Consider the following 20,755-nt stretch of genomic DNA (forward strand, 5'->3'; position numbering starts at 1 on the left):
GATCAGCCCGCCCCTTCCCTGAGCAGATCCCGCCGTCCCTCCTGATGTGCCCGGGGGAGCGCGCCAGCGCGCGCTCTCAAAGCGCGTGCCCGCGCCTCGCCTGGCCGACAGGAAGCGGGAGGCCGATGGCGGAATCTTTCCGAGCGGGAGGTGAGGCGATGATTCCGATGGAGATCTGGCTGCAGCACCTGCTGGCACGGCTTCGCAGCGAGCGCGGCAACAGCGAACTGGTCTGGCTGCTCGTGCTCATCCTCATCATCTGGCTCCTCGTCGCCTACCGGCGCATCGTCGTCCAGTAGCACATCGGTCTCTCGAGCAACGGAGGGGCGGCCTGGCTCCCGGGTCGCCCCTCCTCGTCGTCGGCAGGCCCGACGCCCCCAAGGGCCGGGGGCCCGTCCAGGTTTTGTTCAGGTGCCCCTGCTAGGGTGGCCCTGCGATGGCGACACCCCTTGCCCCTGAGGCCCCGGTCGCCGGCCCGACGGCTGCCGAGGCCGTACCGCGGCCCGACGACGCCCCGGCGACGCTGTTGCTGCGCGCAGCCGGGCAGGTCGTCGACGGGCTGGTCGCCTTTGCCGTCTTCTTCCTCGTTGGCATGCGTGTGGCGGCCCGGTACGGCGGCCTGACCGGCGGCGGGTTCCAGCTGGAAGGCGGGCCGGCGTTCCTGACCATAGGGCTGGTCGGTCTCGTGCTGCTCGCCTACTTCGCCCTGGGCGAGGCCCTCGTCGGCGCCACCCTCGGCAAGGTGGCGGCAGGGATCCGCGTACGCCGGCAGGAGGGCGGGCGCCTGAGCCTGGCCCGGGCGGTCATCCGCAACGTGCTGCGGCTGGTCGACGGGCTGGCGCTCTACCTGGTGGGCATGGTGGTGATCATGGTCACGCCCGGACGCCAGCGGCTGGGGGACCTGGCCGCGCGGGCGGTCGTGGTCCGCCGGCCCACCCCACGCGCGGTGCAGGTGCTGGCGGTGATCGCCGCCCTGGCGCTCGCCGTGGGCAGCGTGGTCCTGAGCGCCCGCACGGGTGGGGGTGAGGGCCCGCGGGCCCAGGCCCCCGGCCGGTTTGTGGCCGCCGCGCGGGTGAGCGGGCCGGAGGCCGGCGCATGAGGCCGCGCCGGTGAGCCAGGAGGTCCTCCAGGAGATCCTGGCCCGGGCCCTGGAGGACGAGCGGTTCCGGCACCGTCTCCTGGACGACCCCCACCGCGCCCTCCACGGCTACGACCTCTCGACGGAGGAGCGGGAGGCGTTGATCGCCGGCAACCTGCGTGACCTGCTCCTCACCGTGGGCCGGGCGGGGGGGGATCCGAAGGACCCTGCCGCGGGGAGCGGATCGCAGGGCGGACGTTGACGCAGATCACGCCGGCGACCACCCCTGCTGGGGCAGACGAGGAGGAGATCGTCATGCAAGAGACGAGGACGAACGAGAACCGCCTGCTGGCCGCCCTGGGGTACCCCATCGGCATCATCGCGCTGGTGGTGCTCCTCACGGACCTGAAGCGCCACGGCTTCCTGCGCTACCACGCCGTGCAGGCCCTGGGCTTCATCGTGGCCGGCATCGTGGTGATGGCCGGCTGGTCGATCGTGATGGGCGTCCTGGCAGCCACGATGCCGTTCCTCCTGCCGCTCGTCTTCCTCACGCCCATCCTCGCCCTGGGCTGGATCGTCCTCACCCTCCTCTACGCCTACCGGGCCTACCAGGGCGAGCGCTTCGAGATCCCCATCGTCGGCCGTCTCGCCGCCCGCTACGCCGGCGGCTCGTAGCCCGGGAGGTCGGGCCAATCATGACCAGGTGCCCCAATATGCCCACCCCGGCCCGCACTCGGGTCATCACCGTCATCGCCGTCGTCACGGCCTTCGTCGTGGCCGTCCTGGCGGCCCCCTTCGTCCGGCACGCCGCCGGCGCACCGGGTGGCACGATCTCCCCGATCACCTTCACGGCGACCACCCGGAACGGCCGTCCCGTCGGCGCGGCCCAGAGCTTCGCTGCGGGTACGCGACGCATCTACGCGGTCTTCCGGTTTGCGGAGCTGCGGGCCGCCGACCGGCTGGAGGGCCGGTGGCTGCGGGAGGGTCAGCGCCTCCTCACACAGAGCACCACCCTCGGTGAGATCTTCGGATCGCGCTTCCCCGGGAAGGGCCGGCTCTGGTTCTGGATCCAGTGGGAGGGCGGGGCCACGCCGGGGACGTACCGCTTCGAGCTGCGTCTCAACGGACAGCACGCCCGCACCGGCACCTTCACGGTGACGCCCCCGTGAGGTCCCCGGGGCGATCGGGGAGGGCCCTGCTCCTCGCCGCCCTGCTGGTGGTGGCCGGGTGCACGGGACCACGCAGCGGTGGATGGCGGGGAACCGAGGGTCGGGGCGTCCCCGTGCCATCCCCCGAAGCCGTCTCCACGCCAGCGCCTGAAGCCGTCCCCGCGCCCGCGCCGGCGCCCCCCGCTGCCAGCCCGCCCGCCGAGACCCGGCCCACGGCGACGCCCACATCCGAAACCCGCCCCACGGCGACGCCCGCACCTGAAGCCGTCCCCACGCCCGCGGCCGCAACACCCGCCACGGGCCCCACCGTGCCCCCGACCGCCGGTCCCACCTCCGCCGCCACTGACCAGGTCCGCGTGCAGCTCGCCCGCGGCGTGACGGACGGCGGCGAGGCGGTGGAGCCGGGCCTGGAGTTCCCGGACACCACCGAGCGGATCTACGTCGTGGTCGACGGTGCGCCGGTGGCCGTCGAGGACCCGAACCTCTTCGCGCACTGGAGGGCGGTGCAGGTCGAAGGGCACGAGGCCAACGCCGACCTGGGCTACGTGTACGCACGCCCGGGAAGCCGACAGGCCCGGCGCTCGCCCCGCGGGTGGGTGCTCTGGTTCGACGGTCCCTACAGCGGGTTCGCCCCGGGAGCCTACACGGTGGAGCTGCGCGGGCCGGTCCGGCGCGCCATCGCCTTCACCGTCACCCCGGCGGCTCCCCAGGCGGGCGGCGCCGAGGCGGCTGCGGCGGTCCGGGGCCTGAACGTCGCCGCGGCCGCGCTGGGCGGACGGATCGTCTCGGTCACCTCCGAGAAGAACGACGCCTCCCGCAGCGGCCGCACCCTGATCGACGGCTTCCCGGTCATCATCGACGACCCCGCCGACTGCGAGCCCTCCTGCGGCTGGCTCTCCCGGGAGCGCGCGACAAACAGCGTCGAGGCCCACCGGGCGAACTTCCCCCAGGACATCGTCTTCGGCTTCCACCAGGGCCGGCGCGCCACCGTGCACGCGGTCGTCATCGACACGACCTCCTTCCAGCACTGGTACCCGCTGGCCTACAAACCGCGGCAGGTCGAGGTGTGGGTCTCGACGACCGGCCCCACCGACGGCTTCACCCGCGTGGCGGCCGCCTGGTTGCCCGCCCGGCTGGGCGAGCACCTCATCGCCTTCGCCCCCACCCCCGCGGCCTTCGTCCGCCTGCGGGTCCTCTCGAACTACGGTGCCCGCGCCATCCACCTGGCCGAGGTGAAGGTCCTGGAGGTGCCGGACGGCCCCTCGATCCTGGCCGACCTGCCGAAGAACATCGCCCACCAGGCGCTGGGCGGCGTCGTCTCCCGGTGGAGCTCGCGGCGGGGACACCGGCAGGCGGCCCACCTGATCGACGGCGACCCCGCCACCGTCTGGGTCTCGCACGACCCTGTCCCCGTGGAGCTCGTCTTCGCCTTCCACGGCGACCAGGTCGCCCTCGTGGACCGTCTGGTCCTGACGCTGCCGGACGAGCGGACGCTCGGCCACGACGAGGCCTGGCCCAGGACCGTCGTGGTCGAAGCCACGACCGAGACGCCTTTCGATGGCTTCGAGGAGGTGGGGCGCTTCGCGGTCCCGCAGGCCGCGGGCGACCAGACCATCCCAATCAACCGGCGCGCCCGCTTCCTCCGGCTCCGGGTCACCGAGGCGGCCGAGGACCGCCGGGTCGCCATCGGCGAGGTCCGCGTGCTGGAGGGGACCGCGCCCGGCTACACCTCGATCCTCCTCACGACGGCGCACGAGCTCGAACGGCAAACCGCTGCTGTCCCGCCGCCGGTGGAGGATGCCGCGGCGGCCGCCGTCGAGCAGGAGGCCAACAACACGCCCGCCCAGGCCAACCCGCTCGTGCCGGGCCGGCGCATCCGGGGGACGATCGAGCCGCTGGGCGAAGAGGACTTCTTCAGGCTGACCGTGCCCGCCCCCGCGGACACGGTGCTCACCTTCGAGGTGGCCGGCCAGCCGGCCATCCGCTCCTCCGTCACGCTCCAGGATCCGGCCGGCCGGACGCTCGCCTCCCTCACCCCGCGCGCCCTCCCGGGGCGCCGCGCCGCATTCTCCTGGGCGGTCCGTCCCGGCGACCACCTGGTCCGCGTCACCGAGCCACCGGCCTCCATCGTCCTCGTCTGGGACACCAGCGGGAGCATGGACGCCGCCAGCGTGGCCAACCTCAAGGCCGCGGTGGAAGCCTACCTGGAGGGGGTGCAGCCCAGCGAGCGCCTCAACCTCATCCGCTTCTCGGGCCGCCCCGGCGTCAAGGACCCGCCCTATGTGGAGACGCTGCTGCCTGCCTTCACGAGCGACCCCGCCCGCCTCCGCGCGGCCGTCCGCGACCGGTTCTTCGCCAAGGGCGGGACGCCGCTGTACGACGCCGTCCGGCAGGCCGTGGTCCTCCTCCAGCAGGCCGAGGGGAACCGGGCCATCGTCCTGATGACCGACGGCGCCGACACGACGAGCCGCCTTTCCTACCCCGACTTCTGGCGGCTGCTGGAACGGCACCGCATTCGCCTGTACACGGTCGGGCTGGGCCGCGACTTGCCGGTCTTCGACCCGGTCCTGGGCTCGAGCGGCCGGCGCCTGCTGGCCCACGCCGCCCTGGCCACGGCGGCGCGGTCGTTCTTCACCAGCGACCCCGAGCAGCTCACGCAGATCTACCGGCAGATCGCCGAGGAGCTGCGGCGCCCGGGTCCCTACTACCTGCGGGCGACGCTCAGCCGGGGCACCGGGACGCTGGCCGTGAGCGCCACGGGGGAGCGCCTCGCCGCGGTCGCCGCCCCCGGCGCCATCGAGCTGATCCTGGATGCGTCCGGGTCGATGAAACGGCGCATCGAGGGCCGCCCGATGATGGACATCGCCAAGGACGTGACGGTCCAGATCATCAAGGACCTGCCGCCCGATGCCCGGGTGGCGCTGCGCGTCTACGGCCACCGCATCCGGGAAGGGCGCCCCGGCGACTGCCAGGACAGCCAGCTCCTCGTCCCCTTCCAGCGCCTCGATGGGCCGCGCATGATCGCGCGCGTCCGCGCCATCCAGGCCCTCGGCACCACGCCCATCGCCTACACCCTCCGCCAGGTCGCCCAGGACCTCCGCGGCGTGCCCGGCGAGAAGCTCGTCATCCTCGTCACCGACGGCAAGGAGGAGTGCGGCGGCAGCCCCTCCGCCGTCGTCGCCGACCTGGTCGCCCGCGGCGTCCAGGTCCGGTTGAACATCGTCGGCTTTGCCCTGGCCGACCCGACCACCCGGGAGGAAATGGCGCGCGTGGCCCGCCTCACTGGCGGCCGCTTCTTCGACGCCCGGAACGCCCGCGCGCTCACCCAGGCCATCCGCCAGTCGCTGGCCCTCCCCTACCAGGTCCGGGACGCCGCCGGCACGGTCGTGGCCCGCGGGACGACGGGGCAGCCGGTGCGGGTCCCGGAGGGGATCTACACCGTCGCGGTCCAGGCGGCCGAGCCGATCACCGTGCGGCACGTGCGGGTCAGCGCCCGGGCATTCACCAAGGTGCTGCTGCACAAGGAAGGCGCCCGGGTGGGCGTCCAGGTGGTGGGGCCGTGAGCGCAAGGCACGGTGGTGCCAAGAGGAGGAAGCCCATGCGGCGCGCGATTGGACGAGCACTGATCCTGGGGCTCACGATGGGGGCGCTGGTGGCCTGTCGCGGGGACGGCGGGGGCGTTCCGCAGGGACAGGCCACACCGGGCCAGCCCCGCTTCACGAGCGTGGTGCTCACGGACGACCCGGACAACCCATCCCCCAGGACCACCTTCACGCCCGACACGCCCAAGATCTACGCCGTCTTCACGCTGGCCGACGTCCCGCCGGGTGTGGCCATCCGCTCGGTGTGGGTCGCCGTGAAGACCGCAGCGGCGCCCGCCGACGACACCATCGACGAAGCCACGCTGACCACCGGCGCGCAGACGACGCGCGGCATCTTCTCCCTCTCCCGTCCCACGCGCGGGTGGCCGCCGGGCGCATACCGCGTCGACCTCTACATCGCCGAGCGCCTCGCCCACACCGCGGCCTTCCAGATCGAGGCGGAGGGCGGCGCACCACCCCCGCCAGCCGCCGCACCGCCACCGCCCGCTCCCGCACCCGAATCGCCTGCGCCGGAGGCGACGGGCGCACCCGCTCCGGGCGCCACCTCGGCCCCCGGCGAAGCCACCCTCGGCCCCATCACCTTCGCCACGGCCGTGGAACAGGGCCGGCCGGTGGGCGCCGCCACACGCTTCCCCGAAGGGACCCGCCGCATCTACGCCTTCTTCCCCTTCCGCGGGCTGCGCCCGGACGACCGGCTGGAGGGCATCTGGTTCAAGGACGGCCAGGAGCTCACCAGGCGCAGCGCCACGGTCCGCGAGGCTGTCGGAACGGGAGGACCCAGCGGCAACCTGTGGTTCTGGGTGGGGTGGAGGCAGGGGGCTCCGCCGGGCCGCTTCCGTTTCGAGCTGAAACTGAATGGCCACCCGGCCGGCGAGGGGACGTTCGAGGTCACCCCGTGAGGAGGAGCGACCACGCCCCACGGTCCACCCGGGCGACGACCCGCCCCGCCTCCCGGCTCCTGGCGACGCTGGCCGTCCTGACCCTCGCGGCCTGCGCCGGGGGAGGGCGCGACCCTGGGCGCGGTCCCGAGCAAGAAGGGGCCCGAGGCCCGGGCCTCTCACCGGCTTCGGTCACCGTCGACCTCTCCGGGCCGCGTACCCCCTGGCTGACCCACATCGACCCGCAGGCGGTCGCCGCGGCGCTCAACCACGATTCCGACCGCCTGTTCGCCTTCCTGCGCGACGCGGTGGCGTACGAGCCCTACCCCGGCGTGCTGCGCGGGGCGCGGGGCACGCTCCTGGCCATGGCCGGCAACAGCCCGGACCGGGCCCTGCTGCTGGCAGCGATGCTCCAAGCCGGGGGACGACGGGTGCGCTTCGTCCGCGGCACGCTCGACGAGGCCCGGGCGCGCGCCCTGGTCACGTCCGCCTGGGCCCCGCGCCCGGACCCCCCCTCGGCGACGACGCCAGCGGCCACGCCGGCCGGACCCGCGGCGGATGGGACGTTCGCGCTCCTGGATGCGGCCGCGCGGCGGGACTTCGCCCTGCTCCGGGAGCACCTCAAGGGCGGCGACGACGGTCCTGCCGACGGTGGAGAGCCTGATCGCGGAGGCCCGTCCCCACTACTGGGTCCAGGTGGAGCGGGACGGCCGCTGGATCGACCTCGACCCCTCGTTTGCGGACGCGGTCCCCGGTCGCGCCTGGACACGGGTGGAGGAGACCCTGACCGCCCTGCCGGACACCCTCTTCCACACGCTCACGGTCGTCGTGCGCGTCGAGGAGCGCGGTGAGGGCCCGGCGGTGACGCGCGACCTGCTGCGGTTCACCGCCCGGGCCGCCGACCTCTCCGCGGCGGACCTGGTCCTCCTCCACATGCCAAAGGCGTGGACTCCCGAAGGGGGCGGCGCCGCTCCACTGCCGCTCGGACCCGAAGGCGGGGTGAAGCCTGTCCTCATCGTGGGCGGTGAGATCCTGGTGGGCGAGAGCTTCCGCTGGCAGCCCGACGGGGGCGGGCGCGTCCGTTCCCTGCTCAGCGGCGAAGGGCTGCGCCGGACCGCGTCGGTGGTCACCGCCGAGTGGCTCGTCTTCGAGGTGGCCGGCCCCGACGGAGAGCGGGAGACGGTCGTGCGCGAGCTGTGGGACGCGCTCGGTCCCGCGCGCCGCGCCGCGGGCGGCACGCTCTCCCCGGAGGACCTGCAGGCCCTGGCGGCCGGCCGCCGGGGCGCCGACCTGACCGGGAACGTCTACTCGACCTTCGTGACCACGGGACGCCTGGCACCGGGGCACCTGCGCGAGGTCGCGGCGGACCCGCCCACACTGCCGGAGGACGCGGTAGACCTGCGCGCCGTGCTGCACCGCATCAGCCTCTGGCAGGTGGCGGCCGCGGACGCCCTGGTCGACCGCCTGCACGGGCGGGGCGCGGGGCTGGCCTTCTACCCGGCGTCCCCGCGCCTCGTCATCGCCGAGGTGAGCGGCTGGGACGGCGTGGCCCGGGTGGCCATCGACCTGCGCCGCCACGCCCGTCGGCTCGTGGGCACGGAAGGGGCCACCGGACAGGCCCTGGCGGCGCAGGTCTTCCGCGGGGTGGTCGAAGGCACCCTCGAGCGGGTCGTCATGGAGACGCTCACCGGGGGCGCGGGGCCATGGGTGAGCACCAGCACCCTCCTCGACCAGGCCCGTCGCGAACAGGCGCCGATCGTCCGTGTCGACCCGGAGGCGCGGGCGCTGAGCGGGGAGGTGCCCGCCGACGCGCGGGAGCGGGTGCGTGACGACCTTCGCCGGGGCTTCCTGGTCGTCGCTCCCGTGCGGCCGCTGACCGTGGCGGGACGGCCGCGCCTGGCCTGGTGGCGGGTGGAGCCGGCCAGCGGGCTCACCACGGGCGTCACGGACGAGGGGCTCCACCAGACCGGTACGGAGCAGCAGGGGACGAAGGGGGCGGCCCGTTACCAGACCCGCGTCATCGTGACCAAGGACCTGCGCGGCCCCAACCCGCACGTGAGCGTGCTGATTCGCCAGCAGTCCTTCGAGACGGGTGAGGCGGTGACCCACAGCTTCACCGCGGGCCTGCGTCAGGGGACGCGGTCGGTCTCGTCGATCGTCCAGCGAATCTCGGCCGACCCCCGCCAGCGGTTGATCTACCGGGAGACGACGCTCCTTGGCCCCCCTTGACGGCCGCCGCGTCGCCGCGGGGCTGATCCAGGCACGAAACGCCACGAGCAGCGGGAGGAGGGAACGGGGATGGGCTGGCTGGAGAAGGTGAAGCAGACCGCGCAGCGCGCCGCCGAGGAGGTCAAGGAGGCGGCAGGGACGGGCGGCGGAGGGCGCCGGGGACGCGGCGGCGGTGGCCAGGCTCAAAGTGGAGATCCACACGCTCAACGCCCGGATGGAGGACGCCCTGGAGGCCATCGGCGCCAGGGTCTACGACCTGCACGAGGCCGGCACGGCCTTCCCGCCGGAGGTGGAGACCCTCTGCCGCCAGGCCGACGCGCTCGCCGGCCAGATTGCCGCGAAGGAGGCCGAGATCGCCCGGGTGCGGGCTGAGACCTGATGGTCGATGCCCGACGACCGAGGGCCGTCCAGGTTTTGTTCAGGTCTGCCTGCTAGAGTCGCTCCACACGAGGCCAGCGGCGGTGTCCGGGCCGCCCGCCGGCCGGGGAGGTGGGCCTGTGACACCGGGACGGAGCCGGCTCGGCCTGGTCGGGGTGGTGGCCCTGCTCGTGGTGGGCCTGCTCGTGGCCGCCCTGCCCGCGCTGGTGCACGCGCAGGTCACCATCCAGAGCAAGGAACCGACCGACCCGCAGGCCAGGCAGATCAAAGCCGGCCTGGAGCGGCGCGGCATGAAGGTCTACGACGTCGTCATCAGGCGCGCCCAGGGCCGGGATCCCGCCATCTGGGGCGCCGTGACCGCCGCCCTCTACGGGGCCCCCACGACTGCGGACGCCATGAACCAGGCGGCCAACACCTGGGACGTCATGCACTCGGTGCTCACCCAGGAGCCTGCGGCCACGGTGCTCATCGCTGCCCAGGTCTGGACCAGGTACATCCTGAACTTCGCCGTCACCAAGCAGGAGTGGGCCGACTTCCTGCAGGCCTGGAACGCGGCCAGGAACGATGACCAGAAGAAGGCGGCCGCCGAGCGGCTGATCAAGACCATGAGCTTCTCCGTCTGGGACATCGAGAACCGCCGCTGGGCCGACCGCAAGGACTTCGTGAACAAGCACTTCGCGGATTGACGCCGACACGCCTGAGGGCACGCGCCCCCCGGGCCGTGTCGACACCGAAGATCTGTCGTTGTCATGACCATGCACCACCACCGCCTCCCCCCGAGGGGACCGGGCGGCTCAAAGGAGGGAACGCTGAGATGCTGCTCCTCATCCGCCTCGCCCAGCAGGCTCCGCCGTTTGGCTTCCCCGTGGGCGCCGGGCCCGACTACGGTCAGATCCTGCTGAACGCCCTCTTCCTGCTCTTCTGGGTGGTCGTCGCCGGCGTGGCCTTCGCCATCATGGCCCCCATCGCCATGCGCGTCTTCAACCGGGTCACCCCGGGCATCGACGAGATGGCGGAGCTGCGCAACGGCAACATGGCGGTGGCGGTGGTCCAGGGGGCCACCATCGTGGCCATGGCCCTGCTCGTCGTCGCGGTGATCCTGAAGTAGCCCGCAGCACCGGCCGCCCGGCGCATGGAGATCACGGTCAGCGAGCAGAAGGTCTTCCTCGTCGCCGCCCGGCTCACCCCCGAGCAGGCGCGCGAGCGGGCCTGGGACCACAAGATGGTGGCCTTCGGCTCCCTCTCCCGGCTGCTGCACCGTCCGAAGGGCGACGAGATCACCGTGGCGGCCATCGAGAAGCGCTACGAGCCGGTGTGGCACCTGGCGGCGCGCAAGCGCCTCGTCTTCGAGCGCGGACGCGAGTACCGCGTGCCGGTGGGCGACGCCACGGTGCGCGCCGTCACCGTGGCCGGCACCGACTACCCGGTGGCCGACGGGCCCCCGCGGCACTTCATCGTGCGTGGGGTCGAGCACTGCACGGACGACGTACGGGTGGAGCAGCTCGTGGATGCCCGCAGCGGAGCGGAGCTGCAGGCGCCGCAGCTGCTCACCGCGGCGCGCGAGGAGGTGGAGGACCTGGCGGCCCTGGCGCCGGCGGACGCCGTCGTCGTCCCGCCCGAGGTCAAGGCCTCCCAGGTCGTGCAGCGGCTGGTGCAGCGGCTGCTGACCCCGTACGAGGCGGATCAGGTCTTCGAGGAGGGGATCCAGGTCGAGTTCCTGCACCTGCTCTACCGGCCGGTCTTCGCCTTCGAGTACGTCTGGCAGGCCCGCGGCAAGCGGGGCGTGGTCGAGCTGGACGGCGTCACCGGCGAGGCCACCGTCGGCACCGGGGCCTTCCAGCAGCAGGTGCGGCGCATCTTCAACCGCGAGGTGCTCTTCGACCTGGGCGCCGAGACGGTGAACCTCGTCGTGCCCGGGGGCGCCATCCCGCTCAAGATCGGCAAGGCCATCATGGACCGGCAGCGCAGCAAGACGGGGTTGGCGTGAGGCGAAACGAGTTGACGCAAGGCGGAGGAGGGAGGCCTACATGGCACAGATCGCCGCCATCCTGGCCGCGTTCATCCCGGCCGTCGCCTGGCTGTGGTTCTTCTGGACCCGGGACCGGTATGAGCGCGAGCCCCGACGCCTGATCGGCAAGCTCTTCGTCTGGGGCGTCTTCTCCGCGCCCTGGGCGCTGGGCCTGGCGCTCTTCCTCGCGCGGCTGGAACGGTACGTCGACGCCGTGGGCCAGGCGGGCGCCATCCCGGCGGCCATCGCCCTGCTCTTCGGTTTCGTCTTCGTCAAGGCGCTCAACGAAGAGGTCATGAAGTACCTGGTCACGGCCAACAGCACCCGCACCGATCCGAACTTCAACGAGCCGGTCGACGGCATGATCTACATGACCACCGCGGCGCTGGGCTTCGCGGCCGCGGAGAACTTCCTCTACATCTTCGGCACCTACACCGGGATCCTCGCCGGGGCCGCCGAGGCGGGGGTGGCCGCCACGGAGGCGGCCCCCGTTGCGGCCCTGCAGGCCTTCGGCATCGTCGCTCCGCTGCGCTCGCTGCTCAGCGCCACCGGGCACGTGGCCATGTCGGGGATCGTCGGGTACTTCCTCGGTCAGGCCGTCGTCGGCCGGCGCAATGGACGGTGGGTGCTCGCCGGGCTGCTGCTCGCCGCCTTGCTCCACGCCGCCTTCAACTTCCCCCCCAGCCTGGCCCAGAAGCTCGAGGCCCCCACCGGGTTCCTCTCCCCCGCCTTCGGCCTCACCGTGCTCGTCTGGCTCGTCGGCATCGGCCTCTACGTCCTGCTGCTGCGGCGCGCGCTGGCGCAGTCACCCTTCCGCAGCCGGCAGCTCAGCGCGCGGCCGGCTGCTCCGACCCCTGTCCCTTCGGCACCCGAGCCCGCGCCGCCGGGGCAGGGCACCGGATCGAGCGGGGCGTGACCCCACAGGTCGCGGCAGGGACGCGGACCGTCAGGGGCTGGCCGCACTGAGACGGTCGGGACGTCGGTCTGGACTGACCGGCGCCTCGCCGGCGATCGACCGGTAGAGGTCCTCCGTCTCGGGCTCGGGGGCCACGCCCAGGTCGCGGGCGAGCGCCTCCACGCAGGTCCGATACTGCCGCAGCGCCAGATCCCGCCGTCCCAGGCGGGCGTAGCAGCGCATCGCACCGCGGTGGGCCGCCTCCAACAGGGGCTCACGCCCGGCGACCCCGGCGTAGACCTCGAGGGCGGCTTCCGCCTCGCCCTGCTCCTCCAGCAGGCCGCCCAGCCGCAGCGCGCCCTCGACGTAGCGGCGGCGCAGCGCCTCGCGCTCCTCTACGCACCAGGGATCCGGGACGGTCGTCAGCAGGTCGTCCTCGTACAGCGCCAGCGCCTCCCGCAAGGCTGCAACTGTCACGGCGCCGTCGCCCTCTCCACCCTCCCTGCGCCAGAGGGACGCGGTCAGGTGCCGGGCAAAGGCGTCGACGTCGACCCAGACCGTCGGGTCGAGGCGCAGGCGGTAGCCTGCGTGCTCCCGCACCAGGGCGATCCGGGGGGCTGCCCCGGTCACCCGCAAGGCCCGGCGCACCCGCGAGAGCGTGGTGTACAGGGCGGTGGACTCCACCGACGGAGCCTTCGGCCAGAAGGTCTCGACCAGCTCCTCTGCGGAGACGTAGCGGTGGCGGTGCAGCATCAGGTACTGGAAGAGCGCCAGCGCCTGCGGCCGTCCCCAGACGCTCTCCGACACCCCCTCTTCGCCCACCACCAGGCGAAACCGACCGAAGAGGTACACCCGCACCGCACCCTGCGACGCCGCCTCGGGCCGGGCCCCCGCCTCCGGCAAGAGGGCCAGCGCGACGTCGAGCGCCTGCTCGTAGGTCCAGCCCTCGCCGATGGCCCACGCCTCGTGGTAGCCTGGCTCACCCAGGGTGCCGCGCAGCGCCTCGGTCGTCTGCGCGAGCCCCGGTTGCTCGTCCGGCGGCAGCGGGAAGCCGGTGGCCTGCCGCACGCGGTGGGCGGCGGCCAGCAGGCGCACAGCGGCAGCGGGCTGCGCCAGGCCCGCGGCCGCACGGGCCAGCCCCTCCAGGGACTCGGCCACCCCCCACTTCTCCTGCATCGCCCGCCGACTGGCCAGGCTGGTCTTGTGGAGCGCCAGCGCGCGCTCGTAGTCGCCCACCGATGCGGCCAACGCCCCCATGTTGTTGAGGGTGAGCGCCTGCCCCCAGACGTCCCCCAGGTCGCGGAAGTGGTCCAGGCTCTCGGCGAAGAAGGCCTCGGCGCCGGCCGCGTCCCCCTGGGACTTCGCCACGAGCCCCAGGTTGTTGAGGGTGACGGCAATACCGCGCTCCTCCCCCAGCCGGCGCTTCACCGCCAGGCTCTCCTCCAGGTAGGCGCGGGCGCGAGCGTAGTCACCCTGGTCCTTGGCGACGACCCCCAGGTTGTTGAGGGCCATGGCCACGCCGCGCTCGTCCCCCACCTCCCGGCGCAGCGCCAGGGCGCGCTCGTAGCAGGCGAGCGCCGCCGGGTAGTCTCCACGACTGCGGCTCAGGTTCCCTGCCGCGTTGAGGGCTTTTGCCCGCAGGGCCGGCGGGGCAGCGGGAGCCGCGTCGATGAAGCGCTGCAGCCACTCCAGCCCCTCGCGGGCGTACCCATGGCGCTCCCAGAAACGCCCGAGCGCGGCCGCGAGGCTCAGCCCGGCCTCACCGTCCCCCGTGGCCAGGAGGTGGGCCAGCGCCGCCCGGAGGTTGTCGTGCTCCCGCTCCAGACGCTCGAGCCAGACCGCCTGCTCCGGGCCGGTCAGCGCAGGCTCCGCCGCCTCCGCCACGCGTCCATAGTAGCGGGCGTGCCGCCGGGCGATGGCGTGGGCCTCGCCCGTGGCCTGCAGCTGCTCCAGGGCGAACTCCCGCACCGTCTCCAGCATGCGGAACCGCGCCTCGCCGTCCTCCAGCGGCTCCTGCTGCACCAGGCTGTTGTCGACGAGCGCAGCGAGGTCGTCCAGCAGCGCCGACTCCTCTCCCTCCCCGAGCGCCACGGCCTGGATCGCCTCCAGCGCGCACCCCCCCGCGAAGACGGCCAGACGGCGGAAGAGGGCCCGGTGGTCCGGAGCGAGCAATTCGTAGCTCCACCCGATGGCGTGCCGCAGGGTGGCGTGGCGGGGCGGGGCGTCCCGGCCGCCGACCAGCAGGTCGAGGCGCGAGCCCAGGCGACGCAGGATCATCGTCGGCGTCAGATGTCGCACGCGCGCCGCGGCCAACTCGATCGCCAGCGGCAGGCCGTCCAGCCGGAGGCACAGGTCGGCCACCGCCTCGGCGGCCCTCCCCGAGGGCGCGAAGGTCGGCTGCACAGCCCGCCCGCGGTCGAGGAAGAGAGCTGCGGCCGGCGCCGCCAGGCGCTCCGCCGGCGACCCGGCCCGGGGGAGGCCGAGCGGCGGCACCGGGAACTCGCGCTCCCCGGCCAGGTGCAGCGGGGCGCGGCTGGTGACCAGCACGGTGAGCGCGGCGCTGCCGTCGAGGAGTCGCGCCACCGTGGCCCCCGCCGGCAGCACCTGCTCGAAGTTGTCCAGGAGCAGCAGCGTCTCGCCCTCGCCCAGGGCCGCAGCCACCGTCTCCAGGAGGTCCTGTCCCGGGAGGTCCCGGACGCCCAGGGCCTGCGCCACCGCCGGGAGCACCTGCGCCGGGTCGGTGAGCGGCGCCAGGTCGACGAAGGCCACACCGCCGGGAAGATGCGGGGCCAGCTGGCGGGCCACCTCCAGGGCCAGACGGGTCTTGCCGATCCCCGGCGCTCCGGTGAGGGTGACGAGCCGGACACCGGGCGTGGTGAGGAGGGCGGCCAGCGCCTCGACCTCCTCGGTGCGGCCGATGAAGGAGGTCCGCGGCGCGGGCAGGCGGCGCATCGGGCGCGCGGGTCCCCCTCGCCTCGTCGCCTCCGCGCGCTGCGCCGGCGGGATGGCCCGTCCGCGCCTGTCCATGGGCCCTGTAGTTCGGCACATCCGGGGCGGGTTCCCGCCCCGGACGAGTCAGGTCCGCAGCCGGGGGTCCAGCGCGTCCCGCAGCGCGTCGCCGAAGATGTTGAAGGCCAGTACGGCGACGCTGATGGCCAGCCCGGGGAAGATCGCCATCCAGGGGGCGCGGGTGGCGAAGTCCACCGCCGCCCCGCGCAGCATCAGCCCCCAGGCGGGCGTGGGCTCCGAGACGCCCAGCCCCAGGAAGGAGAGAGAAGCCTCCAGCAGGATGGCCTGGCCGAGGAAGGAGGTGAGCATGACGAGGTAGGGGGCGACGACGTTGGGGGCCATGTGGCGGAAGATGATCCGCAGGTGGCCCGCGCCGATGGCTCGCGCCGCTTCGACGTACACCGTCTCCCGGACGCTGAGGGCGCTGGCGCGGACCACCCGCTCCGCCCGCGGGATGAAGGAGAGGGCGATGGCCAGGATGAGCTTGTCGGTCCCCACCCCGATGATGGCCACGATGGCCAGCGCCAGGATGATGATGGGGAAGGAGATCATGATGTCCACCAGCCGCTGCACCGCCAGGTCGGTCCACCCGCCGAAGTAGGCGCTGGCCACGCCGATCACGGCACCCACGGTGGCGCCGAGGACGGAGGCACCGAAGCCCACGATCATCGCCGTGCGCGCGCCGTAGATGATGCGGCTGAGCACGTCCCGGCCGAAGGCGTCGGTGCCGAACCAGTGGGCCGGGCCGGGCGGCTGGAACATGTTGGCGAAGTCGTTGGCCACGGGGTTGTAGGGGGCCACCCAGGCGGCGCCAATCCCCATGAGGAGCATGCCGAGGATCACCGCTCCGCCCGCCGCCCCCAGGGGGTAGCGTCGCAGGAAACGCCCGACGGGGTGGGCCGGCCGGCGGGCGGCGACCCCGCCGACCGCCACCACGCGCTCCAAGACCGTCTCGCGCGCCATGCCCCTACCCGAACGTGATGCGGGGGTCCAGCCAGGCGTAGAGCAGGTCGGTGAGGAAGTTCACCAGGATGTAGGCGGAGGCGACCAGCAGCATCAGCCCCTGGATGAGCGTGTAGTCGCGCTGGCTGATGGCGTCGACGATGAGCTTGCCCACCCCGTTGAGGTTGAAGACCTGCTCGGTGACGACCAGGCCGCCGATGAGGAAGGCGAACTCCAGCCCGATGACCGTCACCACCGGTAGCAACGCGTTGCGCAGGGCGTGGCGGCGCAGGATCACCCGCCGCTCCAGCCCCTTGGCCCAGGCCGTGCGCACGTAGTCCTCCCGCAGCACGTCCAGCAGTGCCGAGCGCGTCATGCGCGTGGCCACCGCGGAGTAGCGGTAGCCCACCGCCAGCGCTGGCCAGATCAGCTGGGCCAGGTTGGCCCGCAGGTCCACCCAGGGCGGGGTGTAGGTGAGCGGGGGGAGGTAGTGGAAGACGGTGAGCAGGAAGAGGATGAGCAGGATCCCCAGCCAGAAGGACGGGACGGCCAGGCCGGCCACGCTGAAGACCTGGACGGCGTGGTCGATCCAGCGCCCGCGGTAGACGGCGGCCAGCGTCCCCAGGGGGATGGCCACGGCCACGGCCACCACCGTGGCCATGACGGCGAGCTGCAGGGTGAGCGGCAGCCGGATGGCGATCTCCCGTGCCACCGGCGCCCCCGACCACATCGAGGTCCCCAGGTCGAAGCGGACCAGCCCCATCAGGTAGTCGACGAACTGCGCCCACATGGGCTTGTCCAGGCCCAGCCGGGCCCGCTCCGCCTCCAGCACGCCCGGGGTGATGTACGAGCCGCCCAGCACCAGTCGCAGGGCCACGATGTCCCCCGGGACCACGCGCATGATGACGAAGATGAGCACCGCCACCGTGACGAGGGTGGGGACGATGAGCAGCAGCCGCGTGAGGATGTAGCGCGTCACGTCGTCAGCGCCGCCGGCGGGCGGCGCCCCGCCACCCCCGGGGACGGCACGCGCACGTTACGGCGAGAGCCAGTAGACCTCCAGGTCCGGCTCGACGTAGTGGTTCGTGGTGGTCTTGTACCCTTGCAGCGTCCGCCAGTACGGGATGATGCGCCACCACCACAGGACGTACATCACGTAGGCCTGCTCGTCCAGCAGCCGCCGCTCGAACTGCCGGATGATGCGGGTCCGCTCCGCCCGGTCCGTCGTCCGGCTCTGGCGGAAGTACCAGGCGTCGAGCTGCCGGTCGATGTACCCGCCGTAGTTGAGCGGGCTCACGTCGGCGGAGAGGAACTTCACCAGCTGCACGTCGGGGTCGTCGATGAAGTCGCAGGCGAAGTCCACCGTGGCCTCGTAGTTCCCGGCGCGCTGGTCGGCCAGGTAGCGCGCCGTCTCCTGCTGCTCGTGGCGCACGTTCAGCCCGATCTGCCGCCACTGGTCCACCAGGTAGACCCCCACGGGCTCGTACGGCATCTGGATGCTGCGGTTCTTCAGGGTGAAGCTGAAGCCCTCGGGCACGCCGGCTTCGCGGAGGAGCTGGCGGGCCTGCTGCCGGGCTGCGGTGATGTTCCGCCCGTAGCCGGCCAGCCGCATCAGCTCGGCCTGGGACATGGCGTACTCCGAGCCCGGGCGCATCACCGCGCCCACCGGGCGGACCAGGGCGATCTGGGACAGCGCCTGCGAGCCGCCCCAGCGGTCCACCGCCAGGGTGAGGGCCCGGCGCACCCGCGCGTCGTCGAAGGGCTTGCGCCGCGTGTTGAAGACCACGATGAGGTTGCAGTTCCAGGGCTGCTCCTGCACGGCGATGCGGTCCCCCAGGGTCCGCACCAGGTCGTCCCGCTCCGCCGGCGAGACGCCGCGGAACTCGATCAGGGCCTGGCCGCTCTTCAGGGCCGCCATCATCGCCGAGCGGCTGCCGATGAACAGCGCGCGGAAGCCGTCCAGGTAGGGCAGGCCGGGCTTGAAGTACTCGTCGTTGCGCCGCCCGACCCAGTGGGAGCCGCGCACGTACTCGACGAAGCGGAACGGCCCGGTGCCCATGATGTTGCGCTCGTACCAGCGCGGGTCGCGCTCGAGGATCTCCGCCTTGTAGACGAAGTTGAACGGCGACGCCAGCTTCTCCACGAACCCCGGGGAGGCGAACTTCAGCCGGAAGACCACCGTCTGGGCGTCGGGGGCCTCGACGCGCTGGACCATGTGGTACATGGCCTGGCGCGCGCTGATGACCCCTTCCTTCGGGAAGATGATCTTGTCGTAGGTGGCCTGGATGTCGCGGGCCGTCAGCGGCGACCCGTCGTGCCAGCGCACGCCCTGACGGATCTTGAAGGTGTACGTGCGTCCGTCGCGGGAGACGGTCCACGACTCGGCCAGGTCGCCGACGACCTTGGGGAAGTTCTGGGTGTCGAACTTCACCAGGTAGTTGTAGTGGGGCTTCACCGGGTGGAGCATAGCGAAGGTCGTCTCCCGGTGGCCGTCAAAGGATGGAGGTTCTGCCGACACGATGTAGACGAGCGTACCGCCGCGCCGCGGCTGCTGGGCGGTGGCCAGTGCCGGGAGCAGCACCAGCGCCCCGATGAGCCACACCAGACCCACAGACCGGACCACTCTCCAGAGCCGACCGGTCGACACGCGCTCCTCCACCTCCCGTGGGCGAGAAGTATAATACAATTCGCCTTCGACCGTGGGCCTTCCTTGCCCGTCCGACCGCGCCGCCGGCCTTCAGGGACGGGCCGGGCGCGCGGTTACGCCTCCAGACGGTCGAGCAGCTCGAGCCAGCGCTCCCGGCCGCCGGCGGGCGGGCGCCAGTCCAGGTCGATGACACGGGCCCCCTGACGCGCCAGGCTCTCCGCAAAGAGGCCGAGGCCCACGTTCACCACGGCCGGCGGGCCCTGGAGCAGCGTGCGCAGCGGACCCGGGTCGGGCGGAGGGACCGCCCCCTCGGGCACGGCCAGGCGGGTGACCTCGCGCGTCCCGTCCCGGACGCCGCGCTGCCGGAGGAGCTGGCCCGCCGCGTGGGCCGCCAGGGCGGCGGCGTCCAGCACGTGCATCCCTGCCTCCCGCAGGGCCGCCGTCTGGGCTTCCGCATCCTGCGGGTCCAGCTCGGTCCCGCACACGCTCCCGAGCACGCACAGGGTCCGCCCGCTGCGGCGGGCCTCCTCCCGGGCCTGAGCTATCGCGGGGCCCAGCCGGGCGGCGGGATCGGGCTCGACCGCATCCCCGAGGACCACGTCGAGGAGGAGCACCGCGACGGCGGGGTCGGCGGCCTCCGCGGCCAGGCGCTGCAGGCGTAGCGTAGGGTCGAGCAGAGGGTGCAGCCGGCCCTGGGTGAACTCGTCCGCCCCCAGGTCGAGGAGGGTGTGCTCGACGGCCGGGCCGGTGCCGGGGAGGGCATCCGCCGGGTCCAGGGGGGCGTTGGAGCGCACGCGGCCGACGTAGGTGCGCAGGACCGCCTGCGCCTCGGCGCACAGCGTCCCGCCGCTGTAGAGGCCGCGCACGAAGCGCTGCCCTGACGCCAGCCGTGCGGCCTCGGCCCGGAGCGGCTCGGGGAGCGACCCGGCCTCTGCCTCCGCGTCGGCGGGGGGCGCCTCCCGCACCCCCGCGCCCTCGGCGAGGAGCACGGCGCGCCGGGCGGCCCCGGCCAGCGTGCGCGCGCCGGAGACGGTGCCGCTGTCGGCCACTTCCGCCCCCACGAACACCGCGACCACCGGCTTGCCGGTCCCCCGCGCCGCTGCCAGGACCCGCTCCGCCACCGTCGGGTCGGGAGGCTTGCTCACGAGGACGATGACCCGGGTGGCCGGGTCGTCAGCCAGGAGGCCCAGCGCCCGGACCATCGTGGCCCCGCCCACGGCACCGCTCACGTCGCGCCCGCCGGTGCCGATAGCCTGGCTCACGCCGCTGCCCCAGCGGTGCACCAGGCTGGCCACTTCCTGCAGGCCCGTGCCGGATGCGGCCACGATCCCCACCGGTCCCCGCCGCACCCGGTTGGCGAACCCCAGGCCCACGCCCCCGAGGAGGGCGGTGCCGCAGTCGGGGCCCATGACCAGCAGTCCCCGCTCCGCCGCCTCGCGCTTGAGCGCCACTTCCTCCTCGAGGGGGACGTTGTCACTGAAGAGGAAGACGTGCAGCCCTTCGCGCAGCGCCTCGCGCGCCACGCCGGCGGCGAAGCGCCCCGGCACGGAGACGGCCGCCACCGTGGCCTGCGGCAGCAGCCGCCGGGCCGCGGCCAGGGTGCGGGGACGGTAGGCGTCCCCGCCTGCCGACGCGCGCGGGCGGCTCAGCAGCGTCTGCGCCTCCGCCAGTGCCCGGGCGGCCGCCTCCTCGGAGACCGCCCGCACGGCGATCACCAGGTCGTCGGGCCCGGCCGTCGAGGCCTCGGGGGTGAGCAGGCCGGCCTGCTGCAACAACGCCTTGTTGGCCTCGGTGGCCAGCACGAGCCCGGCCTCCTCGACGCCGGCCTGCCGGCGGACCTCCTGCTGGACCCGCATGAGGGTGACCGAGTCGGCGTAGGCGCTGTGCCGGACGACGCTGCGGACGACCACGGAGGTTATA

18 protein-coding genes are annotated in these 20,755 nt (G+C 73.4%); 13 read left to right on the forward strand and 5 right to left on the reverse strand.

Annotated elements, in window-relative coordinates:
- Window positions 1-167 precede the first annotated feature (167 nt).
- From RB146_10340 to RB146_10400, 13 genes are all read left to right on the forward strand, one after another.
- Window positions 168-299 carry a hypothetical protein gene (locus RB146_10340; protein ID MDQ7829373.1) on the forward strand — a complete coding sequence of 44 codons (132 nt, stop codon included), beginning with the start codon at window positions 168-170 and terminating at the stop codon, window positions 297-299.
- 137 nt (window positions 300-436) lie between these two features.
- Complete coding sequence (locus RB146_10345; GenBank protein MDQ7829374.1) at window positions 437-1,099, forward strand: RDD family protein; 663 nt, start codon at window positions 437-439, stop codon at window positions 1,097-1,099.
- A 10-nt stretch (window positions 1,100-1,109) separates the two neighbouring features.
- Window positions 1,110-1,340 (forward strand): Os1348 family NHLP clan protein, encoded by a 231-nt coding sequence (locus RB146_10350; protein ID MDQ7829375.1) that lies wholly within the window; start codon window positions 1,110-1,112, stop codon window positions 1,338-1,340.
- A 53-nt stretch (window positions 1,341-1,393) separates the two neighbouring features.
- On the forward strand, window positions 1,394-1,753 hold the full coding sequence (locus RB146_10355; GenBank protein ID MDQ7829376.1) for a DUF4870 domain-containing protein: 360 nt from the start codon (window positions 1,394-1,396) through the stop codon (window positions 1,751-1,753).
- A gap of 20 nt (window positions 1,754-1,773) precedes the next feature.
- A complete protein-coding gene (locus tag RB146_10360; GenBank protein MDQ7829377.1) occupies window positions 1,774-2,247 on the forward strand; it encodes a hypothetical protein in 474 nt (157 codons plus the stop codon).
- Between the two features lie 356 nt (window positions 2,248-2,603).
- Window positions 2,604-5,810, forward strand: a complete 3,207-nt coding sequence (locus RB146_10365; GenBank protein MDQ7829378.1) for a VWA domain-containing protein — start codon at window positions 2,604-2,606, stop codon at window positions 5,808-5,810.
- A gap of 35 nt (window positions 5,811-5,845) precedes the next feature.
- Window positions 5,846-6,748, forward strand: a complete 903-nt coding sequence (locus RB146_10370; protein ID MDQ7829379.1) for a hypothetical protein — start codon at window positions 5,846-5,848, stop codon at window positions 6,746-6,748.
- Window positions 6,749-7,378: 630 nt separating this feature from the next.
- On the forward strand, window positions 7,379-8,956 hold the full coding sequence (locus RB146_10375) for a hypothetical protein (GenBank protein ID MDQ7829380.1): 1,578 nt from the start codon (window positions 7,379-7,381) through the stop codon (window positions 8,954-8,956).
- Between the two features lie 172 nt (window positions 8,957-9,128).
- Complete coding sequence (locus RB146_10380) at window positions 9,129-9,335, forward strand: hypothetical protein (protein MDQ7829381.1); 207 nt, start codon at window positions 9,129-9,131, stop codon at window positions 9,333-9,335.
- A gap of 118 nt (window positions 9,336-9,453) precedes the next feature.
- On the forward strand, window positions 9,454-10,020 hold the full coding sequence (locus RB146_10385) for a hypothetical protein (GenBank protein ID MDQ7829382.1): 567 nt from the start codon (window positions 9,454-9,456) through the stop codon (window positions 10,018-10,020).
- Window positions 10,021-10,148: 128 nt separating this feature from the next.
- Window positions 10,149-10,442, forward strand: a complete 294-nt coding sequence (locus RB146_10390) for a DUF350 domain-containing protein (GenBank protein ID MDQ7829383.1) — start codon at window positions 10,149-10,151, stop codon at window positions 10,440-10,442.
- A gap of 24 nt (window positions 10,443-10,466) precedes the next feature.
- Window positions 10,467-11,321: a hypothetical protein gene (locus RB146_10395; protein MDQ7829384.1), complete on the forward strand. Its 855-nt coding sequence runs from the start codon at window positions 10,467-10,469 to the stop codon at window positions 11,319-11,321.
- A gap of 40 nt (window positions 11,322-11,361) precedes the next feature.
- Window positions 11,362-12,258 carry a PrsW family glutamic-type intramembrane protease gene (locus RB146_10400; GenBank protein MDQ7829385.1) on the forward strand — a complete coding sequence of 299 codons (897 nt, stop codon included), beginning with the start codon at window positions 11,362-11,364 and terminating at the stop codon, window positions 12,256-12,258.
- Window positions 12,259-12,288: 30 nt separating this feature from the next.
- Here RB146_10400 and RB146_10405 read toward each other — a convergent pair whose 3' ends face one another.
- The 5 genes from RB146_10405 to fdrA form a co-directional block, all read right to left on the reverse strand.
- Window positions 12,289-15,189, reverse strand: a complete 2,901-nt coding sequence (locus tag RB146_10405; protein ID MDQ7829386.1) for a tetratricopeptide repeat protein — start codon at window positions 15,187-15,189, stop codon at window positions 12,289-12,291.
- Window positions 15,190-15,312: 123 nt separating this feature from the next.
- A complete protein-coding gene (locus RB146_10410; protein ID MDQ7829387.1) occupies window positions 15,313-16,209 on the reverse strand; it encodes an ABC transporter permease in 897 nt (298 codons plus the stop codon).
- Between the two features lie 4 nt (window positions 16,210-16,213).
- Window positions 16,214-17,167, reverse strand: a complete 954-nt coding sequence (locus tag RB146_10415) for an ABC transporter permease (protein ID MDQ7829388.1) — start codon at window positions 17,165-17,167, stop codon at window positions 16,214-16,216.
- Between the two features lie 57 nt (window positions 17,168-17,224).
- Window positions 17,225-18,835, reverse strand: a complete 1,611-nt coding sequence (locus RB146_10420; protein ID MDQ7829389.1) for an ABC transporter substrate-binding protein — start codon at window positions 18,833-18,835, stop codon at window positions 17,225-17,227.
- Between the two features lie 113 nt (window positions 18,836-18,948).
- A complete protein-coding gene (gene fdrA / locus RB146_10425) occupies window positions 18,949-20,745 on the reverse strand; it encodes an acyl-CoA synthetase FdrA (GenBank protein MDQ7829390.1) in 1,797 nt (598 codons plus the stop codon).
- Between the last annotated feature and the right edge of the window lie 10 nt (window positions 20,746-20,755).

Source organism: Armatimonadota bacterium, assembly GCA_031081585.1.
GTDB classification, from domain to species: Bacteria; Sysuimicrobiota; Sysuimicrobiia; order Sysuimicrobiales; family Humicultoraceae; genus Geohabitans; species Geohabitans tengchongensis.